9 protein-coding genes and 3 rRNA genes are annotated in these 18,039 nt (G+C 41.5%); 6 read left to right on the forward strand and 6 right to left on the reverse strand.

Annotated features, from left to right (window positions below; genetic code table 11):
• Window positions 1–136: 136 nt before the first annotated feature.
• The 6 genes from PING_RS14250 to PING_RS14275 all read right to left on the reverse strand — a co-directional run bounded on the left by PING_RS14250 (window position 137) and on the right by PING_RS14275 (window position 10,131).
• Entirely contained in the window at window positions 137–1,402 is a 1,266-nt protein-coding gene (locus tag PING_RS14250) for a mechanosensitive ion channel family protein (protein ID WP_011771025.1), read from the reverse strand.
• Window positions 1,403–1,895: 493 nt separating this feature from the next.
• Entirely contained in the window at window positions 1,896–2,495 is a 600-nt protein-coding gene (locus PING_RS14255; protein ID WP_011771026.1) for a protein disulfide-isomerase, read from the reverse strand.
• Window positions 2,496–2,713: 218 nt separating this feature from the next.
• On the reverse strand, window positions 2,714–3,643 hold the full coding sequence (locus tag PING_RS14260) for a M14 family metallopeptidase (protein WP_011771027.1): 930 nt from the start codon (window positions 3,641–3,643) through the stop codon (window positions 2,714–2,716).
• 1,003 nt (window positions 3,644–4,646) lie between these two features.
• Window positions 4,647–4,762, reverse strand: a 5S ribosomal RNA gene (gene rrf / locus PING_RS14265).
• Window positions 4,763–5,064: 302 nt separating this feature from the next.
• Window positions 5,065–7,956: ribosomal RNA gene (locus tag PING_RS14270) — 23S ribosomal RNA — on the reverse strand.
• 630 nt (window positions 7,957–8,586) lie between these two features.
• Window positions 8,587–10,131 (reverse strand): 16S ribosomal RNA (locus tag PING_RS14275).
• Together the 16S, 23S and 5S rRNA genes form the textbook arrangement of a ribosomal RNA operon.
• Before the next feature lie 828 nt (window positions 10,132–10,959).
• Here PING_RS14275 and PING_RS20685 point away from each other — a divergent pair.
• The 6 genes from PING_RS20685 to PING_RS14300 all read left to right on the forward strand — a co-directional run bounded on the left by PING_RS20685 (window position 10,960) and on the right by PING_RS14300 (window position 18,012).
• Entirely contained in the window at window positions 10,960–11,118 is a 159-nt protein-coding gene (locus PING_RS20685) for a hypothetical protein (RefSeq protein ID WP_157035381.1), read from the forward strand.
• Window positions 11,119–11,420: 302 nt separating this feature from the next.
• Entirely contained in the window at window positions 11,421–11,897 is a 477-nt protein-coding gene (locus tag PING_RS14280; RefSeq protein WP_011771028.1) for an acyl-CoA thioesterase, read from the forward strand.
• A 463-nt stretch (window positions 11,898–12,360) separates the two neighbouring features.
• Window positions 12,361–14,502, forward strand: coding sequence for a dihydrolipoyl dehydrogenase (gene lpdA / locus PING_RS14285; protein WP_011771029.1), 2,142 nt, complete (start codon window positions 12,361–12,363; stop codon window positions 14,500–14,502).
• On the forward strand, window positions 14,499–15,644 hold the full coding sequence (locus PING_RS14290) for an ABC transporter substrate-binding protein (RefSeq protein WP_011771030.1): 1,146 nt from the start codon (window positions 14,499–14,501) through the stop codon (window positions 15,642–15,644). Before lpdA ends, PING_RS14290 begins: the two co-directional genes overlap by 4 nt.
• An 18-nt stretch (window positions 15,645–15,662) precedes the next feature.
• Complete coding sequence (locus tag PING_RS14295; protein ID WP_011771031.1) at window positions 15,663–17,405, forward strand: ABC transporter permease; 1,743 nt, start codon at window positions 15,663–15,665, stop codon at window positions 17,403–17,405.
• Complete coding sequence (locus PING_RS14300; protein WP_011771032.1) at window positions 17,371–18,012, forward strand: ATP-binding cassette domain-containing protein; 642 nt, start codon at window positions 17,371–17,373, stop codon at window positions 18,010–18,012. Before PING_RS14295 ends, PING_RS14300 begins: the two co-directional genes overlap by 35 nt.
• Window positions 18,013–18,039 lie beyond the last annotated feature (27 nt).

Here is an 18,039-nt window from a genome sequence, read left to right on the forward strand (position 1 = left end):
TTTTGCTATAACTACGCGCTTTTTATGGGTGATAGGGTAGAATTTATACTGAGGTAAAATGTCGGCAAGACTTAGCAACTTTAAGGATATTAGTTAATAATGCGCCTGCAAAGGCGCAAAAATAGTATGACATTATTTAATTATTAGCGGATCGACTGAAGGCTTTTTCAAAATTAGAACCAGTAGGATCCTGAAAAACTCTCAGGCCAAACTCAGGAATAACGGCTAAAATATGGTCAAAAATGTCCGCTTGAATTCCCTCATAATTAACCCAATCCTGATCGTTACTAAAAACATAAACTTCAATAGGTACGCCCGTAGAACTTGGTGACAACTGCCTCACCATAAAAGTCAACTCTTGATGTATTTTAGGATTTTTTTTCAAATAAGCGGATAGATATGCCCTAAAGGTACCTATATTAGTGAGCCGCCTGCCATTAGCAGGGTTACTTAAATCGTTTCCTGTTTCTTTATTGTAAGTCTCTATTTCTTTTTGTTTCTTAAGTAAATAATCCTTAAGAATCTCAATTTTCATAAAAGACTGAAGCATTTCTTGATCGCAAAATTTTACCGATGTCATATCAATTGAGATAGAACGCTTGATTCTCCGCCCTCCCGACTCGGTCATTCCCCGCCAATTTTTGAACGACTCCGACATCAAAGCATGGGTAGGAATAGTCGTGATCGTTTTATCCCAGTTTCTGACCTTAACCGTATTAAGGGTTATATCAATCACATCACCATCCGCATTACGACTTGGCATTTCCAACCAATCATCAAGACGTAACATATCATTAGCAGTAATCTGCATACCGGCCACAAGTCCAAGGAGAGTGTCTTTAAAGACCAGCATAATGATCGCCATCATGCCGCTCATACCTAAAAATAATGCCCAAAGATCCTTGCTGAGCAGAAGTGAGATGGAGGCAACCGTGGTAAAAATCCACAGAATAATCTTTAGAACTTGAACATAATTGTTGATTGGCCGTTGCTTTGACATTTTGTAGGTACGGTAAATAGCATCAAATGCCGCCAGTAGGCTATGAATGACAAGGGCAAAGGCAAGAATCAAATACAGCGAAGTAAATTTAGAAAGATTATCCAATAAAAGCGGGTAAGCATCTGCTGGAAAAATGATTGTTGAACCGACACTAAAGAACAATATTGGTATCAAGTGGGATAAACGGGTGAATACATGACAGTCGTAAAAGATGTTATCCCATTGACTTCTCGTCTTATCAATAAATTTTTTAACAAAAACAGTTATTATTTTTTTGGTAATATAATTTGCGATCATCGAGATTAAGATAAGCATTAACAGCATTGAGATAACTGAAATATCTATTGCTAATGCTTGATCTGAAAAAATTGTTTGATACTTATTAATAACGGTATTAATCATTAATTAACCTTATCCTTTGATGTTTATTTAATAATATAATCTATCAGGGTCTGTTCTTTTTTTTACAATAGAATAAACAACAATTGCAAATTATACCAAATCCACCCATTTTATATGCATTTATACTGGTTAGTGGAATGAGTATTAGTTGTTAAATAACCGCATGCTTTATACGCGTTTATCAAAAAAAAAGCCCTACAATAATATTGTAAGGCTAATACCAAACGCATCAAATAGGTGATCAGCCTTACTGGTTAAAATCAACCCTATCTGCGTTGTGAATTTTATTCAGAACATCCTATTCTTCACCACTTCGTGGTCAGCTAAAGCTGTTCAAAATTGTTCCAGACAATTTTGTGAAGTGAGAACAACTATCTTCTGCAACTCACGCCTTGCTAGTATTGATTTTTCCTACGCAATGCAAGATCACATCTTTAATATATTTGGTATAGCAAAACGCAGCAATAAAAAACAGGTTTTAACTTTTAGACTTTTAAGCTAACTCTTGTTTTATCGCCTCTATCACCGCTTCAGGTTTACTTAAATAAAGAGAATGGTTTAATAACACCGCATTTTCATCCACAGTTAACAATAAAGCGGGGAAGTCGGTCGTTTTTATAAACGCTTGAATTTCACTGATATCAGACAAAGTATATTCAGCTTCACTGGTTAATTCATCTTTGAATATTTTATTAGGTGGCGATAACTTAAACTGCTCGATAATCTCATTAAAATCGTGTTTACATCCAAAGGGATTACCTTCAATAAAGTGAGCTTTTTGTAATGCATTTAAGACAGCTAATTCTTTCTCTGGTTGTTTGTTTTGCAGCCAGGCCATAAAATTAGCAGTCATAATCGCATTTTTAGGACTATCAACAAAACGTTTATAGTGTTGGCCAAATTTCACAACACTTTCTTTTGCTACCCGGTCCATCTTCTCATGGCCAACACGATCACTGCCATCATAATGAGCACAATGCCATAAATGGATTGTTATTTCAGGGTATGATTTTTCGATCTGATTAACTAAAGCAGTACTCGCGTAGCTCCACGGACAGTGAGAATCATATATAAAAAACAATTCAGGGGTCATTCAATTAATCCTTTTTAATAAATAGAGTTGAGACCTAACAGGTCAAAGATTAAGGTCTATTTTAATACAAATGGGAGCATAGTATATAGGTGTTCGCTTTTTGGGAGAAAATCAGCAAATTACACAGCCCTTTAAGAGATGCAGAAGTGCGGCTTATCCCTTTATTGAGCTGAATAAGCCATTTTGTCAGGTCAGGGTTAATTTATAGCACCATGTAATTACACAATATTGTTCTTAATTAAATAGTCAAGCCCACCAGTTACCGCAGCAACCTGCGCATTGATACAATATGCCCCAGTAACATGAGGGCTATCGGGGTAAACCTCTGTTGTTGTGCAGTAGAGTGCGTCAGTAAAACCATTGCACAGCCCTAATTTTTTAGTGTCATAATGAATAACACCATCTTGGCTAACAGACTCTCCAATAATTTTACCATTTGCATCAGCAGGGGCAATATGAGTCACTTTTTTAACCGATTCAATAATAGCACGTTGAAAATCATGCTTAGGGTTATTCGAATCTGCAACCAGATAAAAACCGTCGGGAATATCCGTAAGTTCTTGTTCAACACCATCTCTGGCAGTTAAAGCAGGTCTAAACTCAGTATTATCGGTATCCGTGGTTTCATGTAAATCAATATGTGTCATAAAATTTAGATCGTGTTTTTTAACATATTCCATCAATTGAGATGCCTCTAGCGAGGGGCTTGATTGATAAAATGATCTATTTGGATCTGTCGCATTCGCATTCCAACGGTTAATCGTTTCATACCCCCACGGACTAATGCAGGGGGCGACAGCAATATTGAATTTTTCAGCATACTTTAGGCCATGTTTCTCAATAAAACTTAGTGCCCCATGGACTCCACTGGTTTCATAACCATGAACACCACCCGTTATCAAAATTGAAGGTTTATTATTATCCCAATCGCGGGTTGTCACAATATAAAGCGGGTAGTGATAGGGCGGATAACAAAGTTCGCCATATTGCTCAACCGTAAAATCTTCCGCTAAAGCGGCGATCTTTTTGAGTACATCATTTTGATACGAACGTTTAATTGTCTGTTTTTTTAACCAGGCCAATTTCTCTTTCGCTTGCCATTTTTTGGGGCTTGGCTTTACTAAATCAGTTTGTTGTTGTTCTTTCATTATATGCCTTACCGATGCTCGGAATTAGTTTATAAAATACGTAGATCTATACTATGTAGATAAGAACGATTGTAATAACAAATCCATTAATTTTCTGTTCATTTATGCTGGTTAAAACACATGCTAGCTAGACATAAAACTATGTTTTAGTCTTTGCTATTGATTTTATAATTAGAACAACTAGTTACTGCAATCAATGCATTGCTTTCATGCATTGCTTTCATGCATTTTTCCAGCGCCTAAACAGATCACTTAATTAGTGGAATTGGTATAAGACAATATAATTATTTGAAATTACCTGCAACTCAATGTGCAAATAAATCTTTATTGCCTAGCTTGGCAATGGGACAGGACTCTCAGAGCTCGTCAGCTCGCAAACCATCGCTGCTGCGATACTAGCCCTCCAGCATGTTTTTTCCTTTTCCCACGTTCGAGTTGATCATCGTCCAAGCGCTTAAACGAAAAAATCCCTGCTGACGTTAGTCAACAGGGATTTTTCTGAATTTAATTGCCAAGCTTGTGCGGAATACTGGCGATGGAACGGGACTCGCAAAGCTCGTCCGCTCATAACCCAGGCTGTCGCCTGATTCTACAGGGCACGCAGAGCTTAGCCCGCTCATGACACATTGCTCGCGCAATACTCGCCACTACTCTCACATGGATTGAATGCCACTGTGTCGCTGCTCTTTATATCCCATGTTCGAGTTGGTCATCGCGTCAAAGCCCTAATAACGAAAAAATTCCAACGCTTCTTTCGAAGGACAGGGATTTATCTGGATTTAATTGCCAAGCTTGTGCGAAAGACTAGCGATGGAACAGGACTCGCAGAGCTCGTCCGCTCATAAACCTTGGCTGGCGCCAAATTCGCCCTACTGTCACATGGCTTGAATGCCACTCCGTGGCTGCTCTTTATTTCCCATGTTCGAGTTGGTCATCGTCTCAAGCGCTTAAACGAAAAAATCCCTGCTGACGTTAGTCAACAGGGATTTATCGTTTATTAGGCGCTTGGCGATGACCTACTCTCACATGGGGAGACCCCACACTACCATCGGCGCAATTGCGTTTCACTGCTGAGTTCGGAATGGGATCAGGTGGTACCACAATGCTATGGTCGCCAAGCAAAAACTTTTTAAAGCTTAGGCTTTTTTTAGCTTTAAATTGTTTTGGCCGGTAGGAGATTAACGTCTTTTTGTTAATCTTCCGTAAGGCAACAATCTAAAGTCTTTATAAAAAGTTAATTAGAAAAGCCGATTTTATTGTTGTTTTTATCAAGCAATCGTAAATATTTGTAAAATATGTTTCGCAAGCATATTTTTTCTTGGTTACTGTTGTTTCAACGCTTAGCTCAATCAGAGTGAATGTTAATAACATTCACTGACCAACTATACGTCTACTGCAACTCAACACGTCTTAGGTGTTGTATGGTTAAGCCTCACGGGTAATTAGTACAAGTTAGCTCAATACATTACTGCACTTACACACCTTGCCTATCAACGTTGTAGTCTCCAACGGCCCTTTAGGGAGCTTAAAGCTCCAGTGAGAACTCATCTCGAGGCTCGCTTCCCGCTTAGATGCTTTCAGCGGTTATCGATTCCGAACGTAGCTACCGGGCAATGCATCTGGCGATACAACCCGAACACCAGCGGTTCGTCCACTCCGGTCCTCTCGTACTAGGAGCAGCTCCTCTCAATTCTCAAACGCCCACGGCAGATAGGGACCGAACTGTCTCACGACGTTCTAAACCCAGCTCGCGTACCACTTTAAATGGCGAACAGCCATACCCTTGGGACCGACTTCAGCCCCAGGATGTGATGAGCCGACATCGAGGTGCCAAACACCGCCGTCGATATGAACTCTTGGGCGGTATCAGCCTGTTATCCCCGGAGTACCTTTTATCCGTTGAGCGATGGCCCTTCCATTCAGAACCACCGGATCACTATGACCTACTTTCGTACCTGCTCGACGTGTCTGTCTCGCAGTTAAGCTGGCTTATACCATTGTACTAACCTCACGATGTCCGACCGTGATTAGCCAACCTTCGTACTCCTCCGTTACTCTTTAGGAGGAGACCGCCCCAGTCAAACTACCCACCAAACAGTGTCCCAAACCCCGATTCAGGGGCCATGGTTAGAACTCAAAACATACAAGGGTGGTATTTCAAGGTTGGCTCCACGTCATCTAGCGACAACGCTTCAAAGCCTCCCACCTATCCTACACATGTAGGCTCTAAGTTCACTGCTAAGCTGTAGTAAAGGTTCACGGGGTCTTTCCGTCTAGCCGCGGGGACGCAGCATCTTCACTGCGATTTCAACTTCACTGAGTCTCGGGTGGAGACAGCATGGCCATCATTACGCCATTCGTGCAGGTCGGAACTTACCCGACAAGGAATTTCGCTACCTTAGGACCGTTATAGTTACGGCCGCCGTTTACCGGGGCTTCGATCAAAAGCTTCGACCTGAGTCTAACCTCATCAATTAACCTTCCGGCACCGGGCAGGCGTCACACCCTATACGTCATCTTACGATTTAGCAGAGTGCTGTGTTTTTAATAAACAGTTGCAGCCATCTGGTATCTTCGGCCTCCAACAGCTTAGAGAGCAAGTCTCGTCACCGTCGGAGGCGTACCTTCTCCCGAAGTTACGGTACCATTTTGCCTAGTTCCTTCACCCGAGTTCTCTCAAGCGCCTTAGTATTCTCTACCTGACCACCTGTGTCGGTTTGGGGTACGATCCTCTATTATCTGAAGCTTAGAGACTTTTCCTGGAAGCATGGCATCAATGACTTCATCACCTTGGTGACTCGACATCGTGTCTCAGCGTTAAAAGAAACCCGGATTTACCTAAGTCTCCCGCCTACGCACTTGAACCTGGACAACCATCGCCAGGCCCACCTAGCCTTCTCCGTCCTCCCATCGCAATAATAAAGGGTACGGGAATATTAACCCGTTTCCCATCGACTACGCCTTTCGGCCTCGCCTTAGGGGTCGACTCACCCTGCCCCGATTAACGTTGGACAGGAACCCTTGGTCTTCCGGCGGGGAGGTTTTTCACCTCCCTTATCGTTACTCATGTCAACATTCGCACTTCTGATACCTCCAGGATGGTTTACACCTTTCCCTTCGACGGCTTACAGAACGCTCCTCTACCATGCCTATAAATAAGCATCCGCAGCTTCGGTGATATGTTTAGCCCCGTTAAATCTTCCGCGCAGACCGACTCGACTAGTGAGCTATTACGCTTTCTTTAAAAGATGGCTGCTTCTAAGCCAACTTCCTAGCTGTCTGAGCCTTTCCACATCGTTTCCCACTTAACATATACTTAGGGACCTTAGCTGGCGGTCTGGGTTGTTTCCCTTTCCACGACGGACGTTAGCACCCGCCGTGTGTCTCCCGTGATTGCACTTGTTGGTATTCGGAGTTTGCATGGGGTTGGTAAGTCGGGATGACCCCCTAGCCCAAACAGTGCTCTACCCCCAACAGTGATACACGAGGCGCTACCTAAATAGCTTTCGAGGAGAACCAGCTATCTCTTGGTTTGATTGGCCTTTCACCCCCAGCCACAAGTCATCCCCTAATTTTTCAACATTAGTGGGTTCGGTCCTCCAGTTGATGTTACTCAACCTTCAACCTGCTCATGGCTAGATCACCAAGTTTCGGGTCTAATCCCAGCAACTATTCGCCCAGTTAAGACTCGGTTTCCCTACGGCTCCCCTATTTGGTTAACCTTGCTACTGAAATTAAGTCGTTGACCCATTATACAAAAGGTACGCAGTCACGGAACACAATGTCCGCTCCTACTGCTTGTACGTACACGGTTTCAGGTTCTATTTCACTCCCCTCACAGGGGTTCTTTTCGCCTTTCCCTCACGGTACTGGTTCACTATCGGTCAATTAGGAGTATTTAGCCTTGGAGGATGGTCCCCCCATATTCAGTCAGGATTTCTCGTGTCCCGACCTACTCGCTTTCACTGTAAAGAAGTTTTTGTGTACGGGGCTATCACCCTGTATCGCGGCACTTTCCAGAGCCTTCCACTAACTTTTAAACAGCTTAAGGGCTGTTCCAATTTCGCTCGCCGCTACTATCGGAATCTCGGTTGATTTCTTTTCCTAAGGGTACTTAGATGTTTCAGTTCCCCTCGTTCGCTTCGTTAAGCTATGTATTCACTTAACGATGACACTAAGTGCCGGGTTGCCCCATTCGGAAATTCCAGGATATAACGCTTGTTATCAACTCCCCTGGACTTATCGCAGATTACCACGTCCTTCATCGCCTCTAATTGCCTAGGCATCCACCGTGCACGCTTATTCACTTAACCATACAACACCTAAAAAGTGTCACGTTCCAGGCATAAAAATTGATTATTAATCAATTTTTACATTCTTTTTACGCAATCATTTAGATTTTGTATTTATTTGAGTTTCCAAGACGCTTGCGATTTCTCATATTTTACAATACAAAAAACAACATTCGTTTTTCGTGCACCTAAGAATAATTGAATTAACAATCACTCAATAGATACGTACATTATCCAAAGTATCAGTTTGAATAATATTTATTTTTGCTTGATTACAATTATTAAAATAAATCTTAATAATTGAGAACAATTTCGTTTAATTTATCACACCAATCAACACCTGAGTGCCATTGTTTTTGTGTGATAAAAAGAACTTTTATCAGCTTTCCTAATTGTTAAAGAGCAGTGTTAAAAAAACACTTATTAATTATTCTTTATAAAGAACAGTTAATAAGTGTATTTGCTATTACGCTTTATCATTCTAATCAAACAATCTGTGTGAACACTCAATCATTATTTGCGTAGCAAACAGTGATGCCGAAAGGTGAATTTGCAGAGCAAAATCGCCGAAAGGCTTGTACTGCAGAGCACTTGCAAGCAAGTCTCTAATGTGTCAATCCGCAAGCGAATTAACTGATGTGTCTCTTTACGTAAGGAGGTGATCCAGCCCCAGGTTCCCCTAGGGCTACCTTGTTACGACTTCACCCCAGTCATGAACCACACCGTGGTCATCGCCATCCCGAAGGTTAAGCTAATGACTTCTGGTGCAGCCCACTCCCATGGTGTGACGGGCGGTGTGTACAAGGCCCGGGAACGTATTCACCGTGGCATTCTGATCCACGATTACTAGCGATTCCAACTTCACGGAGTCGAGTTGCAGACTCCGATCCGGACTACGACAAACTTTATGAGATTCGCATACCTTCGCAGGTTAGCAACCCTTTGTATTTGCCATTGTAGCACGTGTGTAGCCCATCCCGTAAGGGCCATGATGACTTGACGTCGTCCCCACCTTCCTCCGGTTTATCACCGGCAGTCTCCCTAGAGTTCCCACCATTACGTGCTGGCAACTAAGGATAAGGGTTGCGCTCGTTGCGGGACTTAACCCAACATTTCACAACACGAGCTGACGACAGCCATGCAGCACCTGTCTCAGAGTTCCCGAAGGCACTCTACTATCTCTAACAGATTCTCTGGATGTCAAGGGATGGTAAGGTTCTTCGCGTTGCATCGAATTAAACCACATGCTCCACCGCTTGTGCGGGCCCCCGTCAATTCATTTGAGTTTTAACCTTGCGGCCGTACTCCCCAGGCGGTCTATTTAATGCGTTAGCTTTGAAACCCACGGCATATAGCCACAAACTTCTAATAGACATCGTTTACTGCGTGGACTACCGGGGTATCTAATCCCGTTTGCTCCCCACGCCTTCGCGCCTCAGCGTCAGTCTTTGTCCAGGTGGCCGCCTTCGCCACTGGTATTCCTTCAGATCTCTACGCATTTCACCGCTACACCTGAAATTCTACCACCCTCTACAAAACTCTAGTTAACCAGTTTCAAATGCAGTTCCAAGGTTGAGCCCTGGGCTTTCACATCTGACTTAATTAACCGCCTACGCGCGCTTTACGCCCAGTAATTCCGATTAACGCTCGCACCCTCCGTATTACCGCGGCTGCTGGCACGGAGTTAGCCGGTGCTTCTTCTGCGAGTAACGTCACAGATAATGGATATTAACCAATACCCTTTCCTCCTCGCTGAAAGTGCTTTACAACCCGAAAGCCTTCTTCACACACGCGGCATGGCTGCATCAGAGTTTCCTCCATTGTGCAATATTCCCCACTGCTGCCTCCCGTAGGAGTCTGGACCGTGTCTCAGTTCCAGTGTGGCTGGTCATCCTCTAAGACCAGCTAGGGATCGACGCCTTGGTAAGCCATTACCTTACCAACTAGCTAATCCCACTTGGGCTCATCTTGTCGCGATAGCATATAAATAGAGGCCACCTTTGGTCCGGAGACATTATGCGGTATTAGCAGTCGTTTCCAACTGTTGTCCCCCGCAACAAGGCAAATTCCCAAGCATTACTCACCCGTCCGCCACTCGTCAGCAAAATAGCAAGCTATTCTCTGTTACCGTTCGACTTGCATGTGTTAAGCCTGCCGCCAGCGTTCAATCTGAGCCATGATCAAACTCTTCAATTTAAAGTTTAATTTGCAGCTTACGCTGCGACTCAATATAACTGACTAAAACTAATTACTATTATCTCAACACCTAAGTATAAAAACTTCAGTATAAAAATAATGAATAACTTATTATTCTGAATAAATAAATTTATTCGTGTGTCACTTTTATTGATGAGTAAGCTATTTACGAAGTAAAAAGTTACTGCCTTTACAAGAAAGGACTTTGATTTTTTGAAATCACATCAACAATAAGTGTCCACACAGATTGTTTGATTAAATTGTTAAAGAGCGTGCCTTTCGGCGAGGTGCGTATATTACGCTACCTGTAAACGATGTCAATGATTAATTTATGTTTCTAATCAACGTGATACGTTATTAGAAGCTTAATCTCTTTCGTTCTTAGTAACCGGACTGACTTGCGTCTTTCCCGTTTCCGTGGGGCGCATTATAGGGATTTAAAGTACATTGGCAAGGGCTTTAATGACTATTCTTTCAATAAAATGCGCGAACGATTATTTAACATACAATGTGTTTTAAAAGTAAACTATTTCAATAGAAGATGGCATCTTTTTTAATTTAAGAGGCTCTTTTCTACCCGACTATTCGCTCCACCAGCCTAAAAATGGTTTATATAAATCTATCTCTCTCCCTGCAACTTATATTCTATGTTAATAGTTAGGCAGTGATAATAGATAAGCGCAATAGTTACTTTACTTAAATTGATTTATGAACGGATTAATTAGTTTTACAGATTGTTACAACTAATGCCTTTATTAAAAGCTAATAACTGTAGCAATTTGGCTAATATTTAATAAAATGCTCTCGGTAAAATCAGATTAGCTGAGCATGAAAATTATACCAACACTCAAGCATTTTGAAAAAATGCCCTATGATGTCATTCTCTATTCTAGTATCCATTCAGATAAAATACTGCGCTCAAAAGTGCTTGGCAGTGATCAGAAAGAATTGGACAGTGATGACTTACTTGGTTATCAACCTTATTAATATTTTTTAAATACCATAACGTCGCGGATTTAAGCACTTACAATCCTTTATCATAATTCTCTCTACCCTGCATGACGCTAAATCAACCCTTGCTTAAAGCTCAATTGGTTATTATTATTCCCTTCCCCATGTAACACTTATTTACGTTATAAGGTCGGACATACAATAATACCAAACGCATCAAATAAGTGATCAGCCTTGCTAGTGTTAATTTTTCCTACGCGATGCAAGATCACATCTTTAATACATTTGATATAACTATTATTTTTAAGAATTGATTAAAAAATTCAGAGGATAAGTGAATGAAAAAGCCCCAAAGAGACATCACCCTACGTTTTTTAGCTGAACCTCAAGATGTTAATTTTGGTGGAAAGGTACATGGTGGAGCAGTAATGAGATGGATCGATTTAGCGGCATATGCTTGTGCCGCGGGCTGGAGCGGTCATTATTGTGTTACTGCCTATGCTGGCGGGATCAGATTTGTCACACCTATTCATGTCGGTAGCCTGGTTGAGGTGGAGGCGAAAGTGATTTATACGGGAAAATCCTCGATGCATATTGCCCTTGAAGTAAATGCTTGTGATCCAAAATCGTTAAACAGACGTTTGACGACACATTGCATCGTCATTATGGTGGCGGTCGATGCACATAGCCATCCGATTTATGTTCCAGCATGGGTGCCGGAAAGCGAAGAGGATATACAACAGAATGAAACTGCCCGTAAACTGATGGAAATGCGTAAAAAAATTGGTGAAGAAATGCAAATATTTGTTGAATAACAAAATCTTTATCAACTTCACAATTAATTGTACATATTATGAAGTTTGATATTTCCATCACCAAAATAGTCCTATTTTGGTGATGGAAATCATCTCAATTTAGATTAATTTATCAGAAAAAAATTACCCACCCGTTAAATTATCTTTATAAAATCACGCTAACAAATACTTTTCCCGGTGAGCAGTATTTTATTTATTTATTAACATCACGGCTAGATGACATGTTTTCTGATCAACTGCAGGGTGATTAATACGAAAAAGGTAAACAGCCTAGCTTAAATAAATACGTTGTTTTTAATCTTAATAGCCTGAATCGAAAGTTTTTATCTCATTAATTTTTCCTATGCGATTTTTTGTCTATTTTATTAAGCGAAAAGTATAAATAATTAACACGGAAATTTTTTATAGATCTTCCCGGTCTATTGAAAACTACAATTTATTTTTAACCTCAGGAAAATGATCAATGGACAGAAAAAAAATAATTATTGCCATCTTAGCGTGCATCGCACTGTGGTTCGTTTTTGAGTTTAATCATCTGCTAACGCTGGAAAATGCCAAAATTTATCAAGCGCAACTGAACGGTTATATCAATGACAACTTCCTGCTCGCCAGTGTGCTTTATTTTATCTTATACACTGTTAGTACTGCTCTTTCAGTTCCCGGTGCCATTATTTTCACTCTGCTCGGTGCTGCATTATTTGGCTTTTGGTGGAGTCTTTTATTCGTTTCATTTGCGAGCAGCATAGGGGCTACCTTAGCTTTTCTCTTTAGCCGTTATATGCTGCAGGATTGGGTACAAAGACGATTTGGCGGAAAGCTCAAAGCGATAAATCGAGGAATAGAAAAAGATGGTAGCCTTTACCTGCTAACACTGAGACTGATTCCCATTTTCCCTTTTTTTATGATCAACTTACTGATGGGTTTAACCACCCTATCGGCAAAAAAATATTATTTATTTAGTCAACTCGGTATGTTACCCGCCACTGCAGTTTTCCTCAATGCAGGTACACAGCTTGCCGATATCAACTCATTAGCCGGCTTACTCTCACCTTCTGTTTTATTGTCTCTTGCGGCATTAGGATTAATGCCCCTTATAAGCAAATTTATTATCAATAGTATTAAGCAAAATAAAGTTTATCGAGGCTGGCAGAAACCCAAATCTTTCGATCAAAATATGGTCGTGATTGGGGCGGGTTCAGGTGGACTGGTAACGGCTTACATTGCAGCCGCAGTAAAAGCCAAAGTGACATTAATTGAAAAACATAAGATGGGAGGTGATTGTTTAAATACGGGCTGTGTTCCATCCAAGGCATTAATTAGAACGGCTCATAATATTAAAGAGATATTAAATGCTCAGCAGTTTGGCGTGGACGCACAAATAAACAGTATTGATTTTAAAAAAGTGATGACCCGCGTACAAAATGTGATCAAAAAAATCGAGCCACATGACTCAAGCGAACGTTATTCAGACTTGGGTGTGACTTGCCTGCAGGGTGAAGCAAAAATCATTTCCCCTTGGCAGGTTGAATTAAACGGTAACGTTATCACTACTCAGAATATTGTTATCGCAACGGGGGCGAAACCTTTTATACCGCCGATTCCCGGTTTAGATAAGGTAAGTTACGTGACTTCCGATACAATTTGGTCATTACCCGAGTTACCTAAAAAGCTATTAGTGCTTGGCGGAGGCCCTATCGGCTGTGAATTAGCCCAGTGCTTTAACCTCCTTGGCAGTGAGGTGACTATTGTTGAGCGCTTACCACAATTACTAATACGAGAAGATCAAGATGCAGCAGATCTGGTCAGCAAGCAATTAATGAAAGAAGGTGTTGAAATATTAGTTAATCATAACGTGACCGGTTTTTCCCGTGATGAAAATACCCAGTCAGTGGCATTAGAGTTTCAACAGCAGACTGTTTTGAAAGAATTTGATGTAGTGCTTGTCGCGATTGGCCGAAAAGCAAATGTAGGCGGCTTTGGCTTAGAAGAGTTGGGTATTGAATTGACCGAGACAAAAACCATTGCAGTTAATGACTACTTACAAACAAAATACGCAAATATATATGCCGTTGGCGATGTTGCAGGGCCTTTTCAATTAACCCATGCAGCGGCGCACCAGGCTTGGTATGCCGCTGTAAACGGATTATTCGGTCGCTTTAAAAAATTCAAAACCGATTATTCGGTGATGCCCGCGGCAGTCTACACCTATCCTGAAGTTGCGCGGGTTGGACTTAATGAAAAAGAAGCTAAGCAGGCTGATATAAACTATGAAATCACACAATATGAATTAAATGATTTAGACAGGGCCATTACCGATGACCATGACCAGGGGTTTGTAAAGGTATTAACCGCAACCGGCAGTGATAAAATTTTAGGGGCAACCATAGTCGGCTCGCATGCTGGCGACCTGCTTACAGAATTCACCCTGGCAATGCGTTACAAACTGGGTTTAAATAAGATTCTCGGCACCATCCACCCCTACCCCACCATGAGCGAAGCAAATAAAGCGACAGCCGGAATGTGGAAGAAAGACCATGCGCCGCAAACGCTGCTGCTGTGGGTCGAGAAATATTTTAATTGGACGCGTAAAAAGGATCTATCATGAAAAAATTAATCACTCTGTTCAGCCTGTTACTACTGACAACCTTTGCTCAGGCAGAAGATGTAAATTGGCAGAAGATTGAAGAAAAAGCTCAGAGTCAAACAGTTTATTTTTACGCTTGGGGTGGCAGTCAGGATATTAACAACTATTTACGCTGGGCAGATAAACGCCTACAAGCAGAATACGGTGTCACCCTAAAACACGTAAAAGTCACCGATATCTCTGAAGCCATTACGCGTCTAGTAGCAGAAAAAAGCGCCAACAAAAATAGCAATGGCAGTATTGATATGGTTTGGATTAATGGCGAAAACTTTAAATCAATGAAGGACTTTAATCTATTAACCGAGCCCTTTGTAACCAATCTTCCTAACTGGCAATATGTTGATAAATCACTGCCCGTAGACAGTGATTTTGCAGAGCCGACACTAGGGTTAGAAGCCCCATGGGGCGTTGGGCAGCTGGTGTTTATTTATGACAAAAATAAAGTAGATAATCCACCGCAGAGCCATAGCGAAATGCTGGTATATGCAAAGAGCCATCCAAATAAACTCAGTTATCCCCGCCCGCCTTCATTTCATGGTACCAGTTTTCTTAAATCTGCATTGATCGAACTCAGTGAAAATCCTGACGCTTTGTATTCGCCCGTTGATGACACTACTTTTGCACAGATAACTGCACCCTTATGGTCATATTTAGAGGACTTTCATCAGGTTGCCTGGCGTCAAGGTAAACAGTTCCCGGCTAACAGTGCGGAAACACTGCAATTACTTGATGATGGTGAATTAGACTTGGCTATCTCCTTTAATCCTAATGAAGTATTTAGTGCCCAGGCAAACGGTTTATTAAGAGATTCAACCACAGCTTATGCGCTTGCAGCCGGTGCACTGTCTAATATTCACTTCCTGTCAATTCCCTGGAATGCCGCTGCAAAAGAGGGTGCGCTAGTGGCGATTAATTTTCTGCTCAGCCCTGAAGCACAGCTAAAAAAAGCAGATATTTCGGTCTGGGGTGATCCGACTGTTTTACAATCATCAAAGGTCAGTAGTTCGAGCCAAAAAACAACTTTATTTAAATCCATTAGTGAGCCGCACCCCAGTTGGCAAATCGCCCTGGAAACTGAATGGCAAAAAAGATATGGTCATTAAAAATAGTTGCTGCTGGCGATGAATGGCTCAATACAAAAAATTTCATTTCATTTTTTACTGGTATTGGCCATTTTGGTCTGCTTTACACCTTTATTACCGGGTTTACTGGGATTACTTTTTTCTGCTTTTTCTTATATTCCTGCCCTAAATATGCAGAACTTCTCTTTAATGGGGTTCTCTGAACTTTTATTATGGCCGGGTCTGCGCGAGTCGATTTTAATCACTATTTTTGTCAGCCTAAGCAGTACTTTTTTATCTGCTCTGCTGGCTTTCTCTATTTTGCAATCATGCTGGAATAAAGCTTACTGGAAAAAATTAGAAAGCCTGCTCGCCCCGATATTAGCATTACCCCATGTGGCTTTTGCTATTGGTTTTGCCTTTTTATTCACCCCAACTGGTTTTATTGCGCGACTTTTAAACACCCTTTTTAATGACTTTAGCATTACTCATTGGAGTTTAATTAATGATCCCTATGGTTTGGGGCTGATTTTAGGCCTCACAATCAAAGAAATTCCCTTTTTACTGTTTATGAGCATCCCGCTCCTTAAGCAGCTAAATGTTAACAGCACGCTGATGACAGCGCAGAGTTTAGGTTATTCCAAAGCACAAACCTGGCAGAAAATAATATTACCGCAATGGTTGCCTAAAATACGTTTTACGCTCTTTGCCGTAATGGCATACAGCTTGTCCGTAGTTGATGTCGCACTGGTAATAGGCCCTACCTCACCAGCCACTTTTCCTGTTCTGATTTGGCAGTGGTTAAATGATCCTGACTTAGCCACATTACCCAAAGCATCGGCTGGCGCGTTATCACTTTTACTGATGTGTCTTGTTTTATTGTATTTAATCCGTTTTATAGAATGGTTAACAATAGTTAAATACCGCAGCTGGCAAACCAGCGGGCGTCGCGCCCTACCGCTTGCCGGTAAAAGTGCACTCTTAGTCACCTACGTTATTTCATTAACTCCTCTGCCGCTTCTAATCCTGTGGTCTTTTGCTCAGCGCTGGCCTTTTCCTGAACTTTTTCCAACTCACTGGTCATTACGCTTTTGGCAACAGGAGTGGAGTTTTTTGTGGGGTATTATCGGCAATAGTATCTTCATTGCCTTAATCAGTGCGACCGTGGCACTTTTATTTGCCATCATTATTCATGAACATAGTACTAGAGCGATGGCTGATAGGCAGCGATTTGTCGTACCAAGGTTAATCATTTCAATCCCCATGCTGGCACCGCAATTGTCCATTTTATTTGGAATACAAGTTGCGACGCTTTTTATTGCCCATCAGTATTATTATTTATGGGTAATTTGGGCGCATATCTTCTTTGTTTTCCCCTATGTTTATCTGGTATTAGACGGACCATGGCGAAGTTATGACAAGAGATTAGATATGATTGGGCTAAGTTTAGGAATGTCACCTTTTAAGGTTTGGTGGAAAATTAAAAGACCGGTATTATTACCTACCCTTTGTATTGCCTGGGCGGTTGGCATCAGTGTCAGTTTAGCGCAATATTTACCGACATTAATGCTTGCGGGGGGACGTATTTCCACCTTAACCACTGAAGCTGTGGCACTCGCTAGCGGTCAAGATCGACGCATCAGTGCTATTTATGCTCTACTGCAATCTTTAGTCCCCTTTTTCTTTTATTTCCTCGCTATTTTTGCCAGTCAAAAAACCGGGATAATAATAAATCAAAGCACAATCAATAAAAGGAGTATTGCTCACCATGTCCCTGACAGTAAAGAATCTGACTATTATTGATGCCAATAAAAAACCGCTATTTTCTCCCGTTTCATTTTCTATTCTGCCCGGTGAAATATTAACCTTAATGGGCCCGAGTGGTTGCGGAAAATCGGCCTTATTAAGTGCGATAGCCGGTCATGCCTCAGCCGATTTTAGCAACGAAGGTGAATATTATTTAGATAACTGCTTACTCAATAAGATAGCCGTCGAGAAACGTAACATTGGCATTTTATTTCAAGATGATCTGTTATTCCCGCATCTGAATATTTGGGAAAACCTCGCTATTGCCCTGCCCAATAAATTTAAAAAAGAGCAACGTAAAGCAGTTGCAATGAATACCTTGAATGAATTAAAGTTACAAACCCTAGCTGAAAAAGGCCCCTCACAAATATCTGGGGGACAGAGAGCTAGAATCAGTATGATGAGAATGCTGCTCGCCGAGCCTGCAGCCGTTTTACTTGATGAGCCCTTTAGTAAATTAGATAAATCCTTACGCAATGACTTTAAAGTCTGGGTGTTTGAACAGATAAGAAAAAGAAAACTGCCCGCTTTAATGGTGACCCATGATGAATCAGATCGACCTGATAATGGTCAGTGTTTACAATGGCCTTGGAATGAAAAATAGAAAATGAGCTTATAACAAGCCAATAAA

Source organism: Psychromonas ingrahamii 37 (assembly GCF_000015285.1).
Taxonomy (GTDB): Bacteria; Pseudomonadota; Gammaproteobacteria; order Enterobacterales; family Psychromonadaceae; genus Psychromonas; species Psychromonas ingrahamii.